At 63.1% G+C, this 11,046-nt stretch carries 11 protein-coding genes; 7 read left to right on the forward strand and 4 right to left on the reverse strand.

The genetic code is table 11. The features are described 5' to 3' along the window. From EN984_RS08410 to ppa, 3 genes are all read left to right on the forward strand, one after another. Nucleotides 1-616, forward strand: a 616-nt coding sequence (locus EN984_RS08410) for a TPM domain-containing protein (protein ID WP_164765408.1), incomplete at its 5' end; no start/stop codon positions are given. A 307-nt stretch (nt 617-923) separates the two neighbouring features. Continuing rightward, nucleotides 924-1,430, forward strand: a complete 507-nt coding sequence (locus EN984_RS08415; protein WP_013528996.1) for a GNAT family N-acetyltransferase — start codon at nt 924-926, stop codon at nt 1,428-1,430. A 112-nt stretch (nt 1,431-1,542) separates the two neighbouring features. Then, on the forward strand, nt 1,543-2,076 hold the full coding sequence (ppa, locus tag EN984_RS08420; RefSeq protein ID WP_013528997.1) for an inorganic diphosphatase: 534 nt from the start codon (nt 1,543-1,545) through the stop codon (nt 2,074-2,076). 225 nt (nt 2,077-2,301) lie between these two features. Here the strand turns inward: ppa and EN984_RS08425 are convergent, their stop codons facing one another. Next, a complete protein-coding gene (locus EN984_RS08425) occupies nt 2,302-2,895 on the reverse strand; it encodes a hypothetical protein (protein WP_127267936.1) in 594 nt (197 codons plus the stop codon). Nucleotides 2,896-2,940: 45 nt separating this feature from the next. Next, nucleotides 2,941-3,558 (reverse strand): TetR/AcrR family transcriptional regulator, encoded by a 618-nt coding sequence (locus EN984_RS08430; RefSeq protein WP_127267937.1) that lies wholly within the window; start codon nt 3,556-3,558, stop codon nt 2,941-2,943. Between the two features lie 72 nt (nt 3,559-3,630). Between EN984_RS08430 and EN984_RS08435 the strand changes: the two genes are divergently transcribed. Further along, the gene (locus tag EN984_RS08435; protein ID WP_127267938.1) at nt 3,631-4,914 is read left to right on the forward strand and encodes an MFS transporter; all 1,284 of its coding nucleotides are present in this window, start codon (nt 3,631-3,633) and stop codon (nt 4,912-4,914) included. Between the two features lie 262 nt (nt 4,915-5,176). Beyond that, complete coding sequence (locus EN984_RS08440; RefSeq protein ID WP_127267939.1) at nt 5,177-6,751, forward strand: alkaline phosphatase; 1,575 nt, start codon at nt 5,177-5,179, stop codon at nt 6,749-6,751. A 91-nt stretch (nt 6,752-6,842) separates the two neighbouring features. Here EN984_RS08440 and EN984_RS08445 read toward each other — a convergent pair whose 3' ends face one another. Further along, complete coding sequence (locus EN984_RS08445) at nt 6,843-7,124, reverse strand: hypothetical protein (protein ID WP_236382934.1); 282 nt, start codon at nt 7,122-7,124, stop codon at nt 6,843-6,845. Nucleotides 7,125-7,321: 197 nt separating this feature from the next. Between EN984_RS08445 and typA the strand changes: the two genes are divergently transcribed. Continuing rightward, complete coding sequence (gene typA / locus EN984_RS08450) at nt 7,322-9,151, forward strand: translational GTPase TypA (protein WP_023811726.1); 1,830 nt, start codon at nt 7,322-7,324, stop codon at nt 9,149-9,151. A gap of 60 nt (nt 9,152-9,211) precedes the next feature. Here typA and EN984_RS08455 read toward each other — a convergent pair whose 3' ends face one another. Then, nucleotides 9,212-9,838 carry a DUF1062 domain-containing protein gene (locus EN984_RS08455; RefSeq protein ID WP_127267941.1) on the reverse strand — a complete coding sequence of 209 codons (627 nt, stop codon included), beginning with the start codon at nt 9,836-9,838 and terminating at the stop codon, nt 9,212-9,214. Nucleotides 9,839-10,232: 394 nt separating this feature from the next. Here EN984_RS08455 and EN984_RS08460 point away from each other — a divergent pair, with 394 nt between their 5' ends. Then, on the forward strand, nt 10,233-10,844 hold the full coding sequence (locus EN984_RS08460; protein WP_127272477.1) for a LysE family translocator: 612 nt from the start codon (nt 10,233-10,235) through the stop codon (nt 10,842-10,844). Nucleotides 10,845-11,046: the final 202 nt, after the last annotated feature.

Below are 11,046 nucleotides of genomic sequence, written 5' to 3' on the forward strand. Positions count from 1 at the left end.
GCAGGATCATGAGCGCATCGCAACCACGATCCGCGCCGCCGAGGAGAAAACCGACGGCGAGATCTACTGCGTCGTGGCGCATGCCAGCGACGGCTATTTCTTCCCGGCCGCCTTCATGGCGACCGTGTGCATGCTGATCGTCAGCCTGGCGGTCGGCTACGGTCTGGAGGCCTGGTGGCTGTCGATCCGGCTGCCGCATTTCGTCCTCGCCCAGCTCCTGGCGCTTGCCTGCGTGCTGGCCTTGTTGTGGGCGCTGCCCGGCCTGCGCATCCATCTGGTGCCGAGGCGGCTGCGCTACCAGGCGGCGCACGCCAACGCGAGCAAGCAGTTCCTTGCCCGCAACGTCCACCGCACCACGGCGCGCACCGGCGTGCTGGTCTTCGTCTCGATCGCTGAACGCTACGCCGAAGTGGTTGCCGATTCGGGCATCGACGCCAAGGTCGGCCAGCATGTCTGGGACGGTGTCGTGCGCGACCTTACCGCGCATGCCGGCGACGACCGGCTTGCCGACGGCTTCGTCAAGGCGATCGAGCAGGTGGGTGCGGTGCTGGCCGAGCATTTCCCGGTCACGGTGGGCGACAGCAACGAACTTGACGACCATCTCGTCGAAATCTGAAAGCCCGCCTGCAAACGCTACTCAGCCGGACGCCTGACGCGGTTTTCTGCGCTTCCGGCTTTCGCCGACCGAAGCACTCACTCATAAGCGGCCTTGGCAGGCAGGCTTCGGCCGGCGTAGGCCGGTGCTCACGTGCAAAACAACGCTCCTCTCCGGTTCTCGAAGGCCACGCCATCCGCCTCGGCTGAGCGCGTTTTCAAGCAGGCTTTGCCTGATCTCATCAGTGCCATGATCGCCTGTGAGAAAGCAGCCGGCGGGCCGCCGGGACTCTTGCAATCGGGCGATGCGGGTTTATGGTTAACAAATCATGAATACGCTGACGATCGACATCCGGAAAGCCGACCCGCGCGATGCCAGTGCCATCGCCGAGGTGCATCTGGAGGCCTGGCGCGGCGCCTATTCCGGCATCATTCCGCACCGCACCCTGACATCGATGATCAACCGTCGAGGTGCCGACTGGTGGGCGAATGCGATTCGCCGCGCCGCCACTGTTCTGGTGGTCGAGATCGGCGGAAAGATCGCCGGCTATGCGACGATCGGCAAGAACCGCGCCCGTGAACTCAGGCAGCAAGGCGAAATCTACGAATTGTACCTGCGGCCGGAATATCAGGGCATCGGGCTCGGCAGCCGCCTGTTTTCGGCAGCCAAGGCGCGGTTGGCCGATCACGGGCTGAAAGGCATGGTCGTGTGGGCGCTGGAAGACAACCAGAACGCACTCGCCTTTTATGCCGGCGCCGGCGGCCGCGATGTTGCGGAAGGCGTCGAGATCTTCGAGCAGAAGGCGCTCAAGAAGGTCGCTTTCGTCTGGGAATGACAGCCCGGCCCTTCGGCCATTGCGTCTCCCGATTTCAGCCAGCACCATTCGCCGCATTGCACCATGACGCGCCGCCCGCTATCGATCGTCCATCGAGAGAGGGATTTAAGCCATGCGCATTGAAGCCATAGCCAGCGGAAAGAACCCGCCTGAGGACGTCAACGTCATCATCGAGGTGCCGATCGGCGGCGAGCCGATCAAGTATGAGATGGACAAGGAAGCCGGCACGCTGTTCGTCGACCGCTTCCTGCACACCTCGATGCGCTACCCCGGCAATTACGGCTTCGTGCCGCACACGCTGTCGGGCGACGGCGATCCGATCGACGTGCTGGTCTGCAACACGCGCGCCCTGGTGCCGGGCTGCGTCATCAACGTCAGGCCGATCGGCGTGCTGATCATGGAAGACAATGCCGGCCAGGATGAGAAGATCATTGCCGTGCCGTCGCCGAAACTGACGCTGCGCTACGAGAACGTCACCGAATACACCCAGCTGCCCGACATCACGCGCCAGCAGGTGCAGCACTTCTTCGAGCACTACAAGGATCTCGAGCCCGGCAAATGGGTCAAGATCGAAGGCTGGCACGATTCCAAATATGCCAAGAAGATGATCGTCGATGCGATCGAGCGGGCCAAGGCGAGCAAGTAGCCCAACTTCGTCATACCAGGGCGGAGCAGCCGCAAAGCGGCGTCGCGGAGACCCTGGTATCCATGCCGTGACGCCAGGCGACGTGTGCGGCGGAACGGAATTCTGCACCGCCGCGGCGGTGTTGATGTCGCGGCATGGATCCTCGGGTCTGCGCTGCGTCGCTACGCTCCTTGCTCCGCCCGTGGATGACGAAGCTACGGGTGCGATGCCCAATCTCCGCCGTGCTCAGTTATCCACCCGGCCAAAAGCCGGCACATTGCCGATGACGGTGCGCCTGTCCTTGCCGCAGGCGAAGGTGCGTGCCTTGTCGTCGGCAAGCTTGCGCGCCTGATCGTTGGCGGTGGGATTGCCGGTGGCCAGCACCAGGCCGACGGTGCAGCCGTCGCGGGCGTCCATCTGGCCGACCTTGGCGACGAGCAGCACCTCGGTCGGCTTTTTCTCGTCCTCGGGATTGCTGATCGAGCGGCGATGGATGGCTGCATAGGGCACAGCCTTGTCGCCGGTGGTCTCGATGCGCCATTCGATCTTGGCTCCGGACGAATTGAAACCGGAAAAGCTCTCCCAGACCGTTGTCATGTCGCCGCCGGGGGGAAAGCCGTAGAACAGCGATTCACGGGCATCGTCATAGGCTATCAGTACGGGATAGCCGCGATAGCCCGAACAGGCGAGTTCGGCCCAGTCGCCGTCGCCTTCCTCGGCCTGCGCGTAGGTCACGCAATCCTTTTTCGAATCCAGATCGGTGTAGGCGCTGGAAATGCCGTCGGCTTGCGCAGCCCGACCGAGACCGACCAGAACAAGCGGGATCAGAATGGCACGCATGGCGGTCAATCTCCGTTGCAAGCTGCCGCAGCGTAGCGCCAAACGTTATTTCTTCAAGCTCGCTTCAATCAGCAGGTCCGCGTTGCGGGCGACCGCTTGCGCCGGGCCGCCGAGCCCGAACAGCTGGCCACTGATATAGGCGCCTTCGATCAGCAGCAGAAGGCCGTCGCCGAGCGTGTCAGGGTCTTGCGCGCCCATCGCAACCGCCATGGCGCGTAGGCGGCGGCGCAATTCCTGCTTGTTGGCCTCGCTGACCACACGGGCCGGATGGCTGTGGTCGGGATATTCGACCGCCGCGTTGGTCATGCCGCAGCCGCGATAGTCCGCCACTTGCGTGCGCTTGCCGATGCGGGTCAGGAAAGCCTTGATCTGTGCGCGCGGGTCGCCGGGATGAGCGGCAACCGCCTCGTCGAAACGCTCCCAATATTCAAGATCGTACTGCCTGAGATAGGAGGCGGCCAGTTCATCCTTGGACGGAAAGCTGCGATAGAGGCTGGGCTTTGTGACGCCGGCACGTTTGACGATCTCGTCGACGCCGATCGCCCTGATACCGCGCCGGTAGAACAGGTCATAAGCCACATCGAGGATCTTCTTGGCTGCTTTCGGCGGCGCCGACGCATGATCGTCGCTGATGGTCAGATCAATATTTTTGTCGGTTGGCATCGTGTGGCTCGATTGACAATGTTACCGATCGGTACGTATACATACTCCACCTGCAACGTACCGGTCAGTAACATGATAGCTCAATCCCGCCCCTTTGGCCAGCGCTACGCTTTCGTCGTGGTCGGCGTGATCTTCCTTAGCCTGCTGGTCGCGGCTGGCCTGCGCTCCGCACCCTCGGTCATGATGCTGCCGCTGGAGAACAGTTTCGGCTGGCGGCGCGACATCATCTCGCTGGCCGCCGGTGTCGGCATCCTGCTTTACGGCCTGACAGGGCCATTTGCCGCAGCCCTGATGGAGCGCATCGGGCTTCGCCGCACGCTGCTGGCCTCGCTGGTGGTGATGTCGGGCTCGACCGCGCTCAGCCTGCTGATGACCAAGCCGTGGCATCTGTTCATCACCTGGGGCGTGTTCTCGGGCATTGGTTCCGGTGCTGTCGCCAGCGTGCTCGGCGCGACCATCGTCAACCGGTGGTTCAAGACCAATCGCGGGCTTGTCATGGGATTGATGTCGGCCTCCAGCGCCTCGGGCATGCTGGTGTTCCTGCCGCTGATCGCCGCGCTGGCGCAGTCGGGCGGCTGGCAGCCGGTTGTCATTGCGGTCGCGATCGCGACCGCTGCCCTGATACCGCTGGTCTGGCTGCTGGTGCCGGAGCGGCCGGCATCGATCGGCATGGTGCGCTACGGCGCCGAGGCTGACGACGTGCCGCCCACTCCGCCTGCGTCACAGGGCAATTTTCTGGCGCATACGTTCTCGACGCTGCGCCGTGCCGCCGGCACGCGGGTGTTCTGGTATCTGTTCGCCACCTTCTTCGTCTGCGGCTTCACCACCAACGGGCTGGTCGGCACGCATCTGATCGCGTTCTGCGGCGACATGGGCATCGGCGAAGTGCAGGCCGCCGGCCTGCTGTCGATGATGGGCATCTTCGACCTGATCGGCACGACGTTGTCGGGCTGGCTCACCGACCGCTACGATCCGCGCAAGCTGCTCGGCGTCTATTACGGCATTCGTGGCCTGTCGCTGATCTATCTGCCCTATTCCGGCTTCTCGGCCACCAGCTTGATCATCTTCGCCGTGCTCTACGGCCTCGACTGGATCGCCACCGTGCCGCCGACGCTGCGGCTCGCCAACGAGGCGTTCGGCGATCGCAGTGGGCCGATCGTGTTCGGCTGGATCGTCGCCGGGCACCAGATCGGTGCGGCCGCTGCCGCCGCCTTTGGCGGCACCATGCGCGAGCTGCAGGGCAATTACGAACTGGCCTTCCTGATCGCCGGCATGACGGCAATCGCCGCCGCCTGTATCTCGCTGCTGATCAACACCAGCAAGCCGGCGTTCGATCCGGAGCCGCAAGCGGCTTAGGCGCGACGCTAATCTCCCCCCTCGAGGGGGAGATGGCCGCGAAGCGGCCAGAGGGGGGTCGGTCCGACTGGGCTCGGCCTCTTGCGATAGAAGGAGGTTAGCGCTCCACGCGCGGCGACCCCCTCTGTCGCCTTTGGCGACATCTCCCCCTCGAGGGGGAGATTACCCTGTTCATTGTTATCAAAACTTCATCATCCCGAGATGCGCCTGAAACATTGACGCTGGACCTTGGTGGCGCCGTTCAAGCCACCAGGAGACAGCCATGAACAAGCTCTCGATGACCCGCCGCGCCTTCGTCACATCCGCCAGCGCCGTTGGCCTGGCCGGCGTCTCGAGCTTGGCGCTGCCCTATTATTCGCGCGCCAATCAGCGGCCTTCCTTCACCCATGGCGTCCAGTCGGGAGATGTCGACGCCACCAGCGGCATGGTGTGGACGCGCACCGACCGACCGTCGCGCGTCATGTTCGAGGTGTCGTCGACGGAGAATTTCGCCAGTGCGACGCGGCTGGCGCCGCTCGATACGTCGCCGGCCAGCGATTACACGGTCAAGCGGCTGCTCACCGACCTCGCTTCGGACCAGGATATCTTCTACCGCATGACATCGGCCGATCTCGCCGACATCAACGCCGTTTCGGAGCCGATCACCGGCCGTTTCAGGACGGCGCCAGCCTCGAAGCGCGACATCCGCTTTGCCTGGTCCGGCGACACCGCCGGCCAGGGCTGGGGCATCGATGAGACCGGCATGAAGACCTACGCCACGATCGGCAAGCACACGCCCGACTTCTTCCTGCATTCAGGCGACACCATCTATGCCGACGGCGCCATGAAGGACGAGGTCGACCTGCCCGGCGGCGGCAAGTGGAAGAACGTCGTGCTGATCGACGGCAAGCGCAAGGTCGCCGAAACGCTGGACGAGTACCGGGACCAGTGGAAATACAACATGATGGACAGGAACGTGCTCGGCCTGAGCGCCATCTGCCCGACTTTCTACCAGTGGGACGACCATGAAGTGCTGAACAACTGGTCGGATTCCAAGGATCTCAGCGCCGACAGCCGCTACACGGAAAAATCCATCCACGTGCTGGCGGCCCGCGCGGCGCGGGCTTTCCACGAGATGACGACGATCCGCTACGAACCGTCCGAGCCCGGCCGCGTCTATCGCAAGATCGCTTATGGGCCGCTGCTCGACGTGTTCTTCCTCGACATGCGCTCCTATCGCGGCCCCAATGGTCCCGACATGCAGGATGAGATGACGCCGCAGTCGCGCATGCTCGGCGAGCAGCAGACGAAATGGCTGAAGCGCGAACTGGCGAATTCGAAGGCGACCTGGAAAATCATCGCCGCCGACGTGCCGCTCGGCCTCGTCGTCTGGGACGACGGCACCAAGAAGGTTGGCGCCGAAGCGGTCAGCAATGGCGACAATGGCTTGCCAAAAGGGCGCGAGCTCGAGATCGCCGACCTGCTGCGCTTCATAAAGAATGCCGGCATCAGCAACACCGTCTGGCTCACCGCAGATGTGCATTACACGGCCGCGCATTATTACAACCCGGACAAGGCGCAGTTCCAGGAGTTCAATCCGTTCTGGGAATTCGTCTCGGGTCCGATCCATGCCGGCACGTTCGGTCCCAACGATTTCGACATGACGTTCGGTCCGGAGCTGAAGTTCATCAAGGCGCCGACCGCCGAACAGGGACAGAACCTGCCGCCCTCGGCCGGGCTGCAATTCTTCGGGCTCGTCGATATTTCAGGCGCCAGCGAGCAGATGACGGTGCGGCTGATGGATCGCGACGACAACGAACTCTACAAGGTGACGCTCGACCCGGTGCGGTCGGCGTAAGCGCGCTTCTCAACCCTCCCCCTTGTGGGGAAGGTCGGCGGCGGCTTCGCAAAGCGAAGCTGGCGAGACGGGGCGGGGGGTGAAGCGCTGACTAGTCCGGGTAGCAGACCATGGGAATATTCGGCCAGACGGCGCTGTCGCAGTTGGCGGAGTCCTGGCGCTGCTTGAAGGCGGCGCTGACCGGGCCGGTCACCATCGGGTCGACGCCGTCTGGTGCGTCGGCGAAAATCTGCTCGGCCGACTGTGCCTCTGACAGCAAGGCAGGCCGTGATTCCTTCATCGTCGCGGCTGACTGTGCGGCGTTGGCCGCCAGCAGGACGGCGAAGGCAACAGACGCGATGAGCGGCCAGAATCGGTTGAGTTTATCGGTCATGACGTTTGAACTGCCCGGGCCCCAAAGGGTTCCCGCCTTGGTTAACAAAATCATCTCACACGCAGATGCTTAAGATTTGATGAGTATTTGGTGACGCTCCTCCTCTTTCGCAACTGCGAAAAACCCTGTATGAGCCGCGCAACCGAAAGAGGCAGCGCCTTTTGGCCTGCTGCCTGCAACGCTTCCGAGACCAGAACATGAAAATCCGTAATATCGCGATCATCGCGCACGTCGACCATGGAAAGACCACCCTGGTCGACCAGCTTTTGAAGCAGTCCGGCTCCTTCCGAGACAATCAGCGCGTCGCCGAGCGCGCCATGGATTCCAACGACCTCGAAAAGGAACGCGGCATCACCATCCTGGCCAAGGCGACTTCGGTCGACTGGAAGGATACCCGCATCAACATCGTCGACACCCCCGGCCACGCCGATTTCGGTGGCGAGGTCGAACGCATCCTGTCGATGGTGGACTCAGCCATCGTGCTGGTCGACGCAGCCGAAGGGCCGATGCCGCAAACCAAGTTCGTCGTCGGCAAGGCGCTCAAGGTCGGCCTGAAGCCGATCGTCGTCATCAACAAGATCGACCGTCCGGACGCCCGTCACGTCGAGGTGGTCAACGAGGTGTTCGACCTTTTCGCGGCGCTCGACGCCACCGACGAGCAGCTCGACTTCCCGATTCTGTACGGTTCAGGCCGCGATGGCTGGGTTTCGGAAAATCCGGAAGGACCCAAGGACCAGCAGCTGGGACCGCTGTTCGACCTCGTCATCAAGCATGTGCCGGAGCCGACCGTTCATCCCGGCCCGTTCCGCATGATCGGCACCATCCTGGAAGCCAATCCGTTCCTCGGCCGCATCATCACCGGCCGTATCGAGAGCGGCACGCTGAAGGCCAACCAGCCGGTCAAGGTGCTGCACCATGACGGCACCCAGATCGAAACCGGCCGTATTTCGAAGATCCTGGCCTTCCGCGGCCTTGAGCGCCAGCCGATCGAAGAAGCGCAGGCGGGCGACATCGTCGCCATTGCCGGCCTGTCGAAGGGCACCGTCGCCGACACGTTCTGCGACCCGAGCGTAAGCGAACCGCTGCATGCGCAGCCGATCGATCCGCCCACCGTGACGATGTCGTTCCTGGTCAATGACAGTCCGCTGGCCGGCACCGAAGGCGACAAGGTGACCAGCCGCGTCATCCGCGACCGCCTGCTGCGCGAAGCCGAAGGCAATGTCGCGCTGAAGATCGAGGAATCGCCCGACAAGGATTCGTTCTTCGTCTCCGGCCGCGGCGAATTGCAGCTGGCCGTGCTGATCGAGACGATGCGCCGCGAAGGCTTTGAAATCGCCGTGTCGCGTCCGCGCGTCGTCATGCAGAAGGGCGAGAACGGCGAATTGCTGGAGCCGGTCGAAGAAGTCGTCATCGACGTCGATGAGGAGCATGCCGGCGTCGTCGTGCAGAAGATGTCCGAGCGCAAGGCCGAGATGGTCGAACTGCGCCCGTCCGGCGGCAATCGCCAGCGCATCGTCTTCCACGCGCCGACCCGTGGCCTGATCGGCTACCAGTCGGAGCTTTTGACCGACACGCGCGGCACCGCCGTGATGAACCGGCTCTTCCACGCCTATGAGCCCTACAAGGGTGAGCTGCCGGGCCGCACCAATGGCGTGCTGATTTCCAACGAACAGGGCGAATCGGTCGCCTACGCCATGTGGAACCTGGAAGATCGCGGCCCGATGGTCATCGATCCGGGCGTCAAGGTGTATCAGGGCATGATCATCGGCATCCATAGCCGCGACAATGATCTTGAAGTGAACGTGCTCAAGGGCAAGAAGCTGACCAACATCCGTGCCGCCGGCAAGGACGAGGCGGTCAAGCTGACGCCGCCGATCCGCATGACGCTGGAACGCGCGCTGGCCTGGATTCAGGACGATGAACTGGTCGAAGTGACGCCCAAGACCATTCGGCTGCGCAAGCTCTATCTCGATCCGAACGAGCGCAAGCGGTTCGAGAAGTCGTCCAAGGTGGTCGGCGCGGCGTAAGCTCTCTATTTTCCGACAGTCGATAGGGGCGGAGCAACCAGTGTTCCGCCCCTTTTTCGTTCATCCACCGGCAGCCGAGATGATGGCCTGCCGATCGGCCTCGCCGGCCAGATCGATGCGGATCGCGATTCCCGCGCGGGTAGGCTTGCGCAGGGCCTTTGCGCCATCCGGGTCAACGATGAGCAGCCGCCTCTCCTCCAGCGCCTGAAGCCGTGATCGCGAGATGCCGAGTTCGCCAGCGAGCAGCCGGTCGAGTCGCAGCGATGTCGGCATTTCCAGTCCAAGCTGGATCTCCAACACGGTCGCGGCTTCCCCGGTGTCGCCGAGCCTGCGCTTGTGAATGCTGACATCGGAGAACTCCTCGACGCGCCCGATCCGGTTGCGCAACGCGATTACATCGAAGGCATGACGGTGAGCGAGTGCAGGATCGTTGCGTTCGAGCGCCGCCAGCAGCGTCGGGTCGATGTCGCGGCGGTTGCAGCGCTCGAAAATGCCGAAATTCCAGGAGTTGTCGCAGTCGATGCAGCGATAGATCAGCCACACGTCGATGCGTTTGCCGTTGGCGTTGACGCGGAATTTCCCGCTGCTGCAATAGGCCTTCACAGTGCCGCAACGACTGCAGCTGATGAGCGGCCGAGGTGCGGTCTTGGGCGCGATTGCCCAGTGGATACGCTGGAGTCCAGACATGCCGATAAGCCCTTCCCGTCGGGAAGTTCATCAGGCCGGCGATGTCGAGATGCCCATGCGGGCGCGGCGTGGCGGTCGCTTGCTATGATCGGAAATCGGATGTCACGGGCGGCAGCGCGCAACAACGGTTCAGCAGTGCCAAACCGGTCTCGAACCGCCGCCCAGAAGAACACATGAAATGAAAACAGACACCGCGAATGCGGAGTCATGCAGTGTGTCGGGGGAGTTGACGAGACCGGCGGCTACGTAGGCAAAGTGACGCTCAAAATTGTTTCGCGGCGGCCTTTCTAGCCGCGAGATGCTGGACCGACAAGGGTCTTTTGTCGGTGCTACCGCAGCCGAGCCACTTGCGCTAATATCCGAAATCGAAGGTTTTCAACCAGAGACCCCGGTTATGCACCCCACCTCGCTCCTGATCTTCGCCGCCGCTTTGTTCGTTGCCGCCGGTTCGCCCGGCCCCTCGATCGCGGCGCTCGTTGCGCGCGTTATCTCGAAAGGGTTTCGCGACGTGTTCCCGTTCCTGCTCGCCATGTGGATCGGCGAGGGCATCTGGCTGTCGCTGGCGGTGTTCGGCCTGGCTGTCGTGGCGCAGACCTTCCATTTCGCTTTCGTCGTGGTGAAATGGGTCGGCGTCGCCTATCTCGCTTACCTCGCCTGGAAAATGTGGACCGCGCCTGTCGATGCAGAAGGGGGCGAGATGCCGCGCGAGGATTCTCCGGCAAAGCTGTTCTTCGCCGGCATGGCGGTGACGCTTGGCAATCCCAAGATCATGATGTTCTACCTGGCGCTGCTGCCGACCATCATCGACCTCGCTTCGGTCAGCATCGTCGGCTGGGTCGAGCTGACGGCGACCATGGCCGTGGTGCTGGTCGCCATCGATCTCGCCTGGGTGCTCGCCGCATCACAGGCGCGCAAGCTTTTGAAGAGCAAACGCGCCATGAAGATCGCCAACCGCGTCAGCGCGACGACGATGGCCGGCGCCGCGGCGGCGATCGCTGCTCGGTGACGTTCCCTCGCCCCGCTTACGGGGAGAGGGTGTCCCGAAGGGTCGGGTGAGGGGCAGCGCAAAGTTGGCCCTCGATTCACAGACGTTGGTGCCCCTCGCCTGCCTGCCGGCATCTTCTCCCCGTAAAAAGGGGAGAAGAAAGCAAATTCACCGTGCCATGGCGTGGTATTCGTCGTTCGGGCGCATGTCGATTGCCGCGGCC

The organism is Mesorhizobium sp. M7A.F.Ca.CA.004.12.1.1 (assembly GCF_003997835.1).
Taxonomy (GTDB): domain Bacteria; phylum Pseudomonadota; class Alphaproteobacteria; order Rhizobiales; family Rhizobiaceae; genus Mesorhizobium.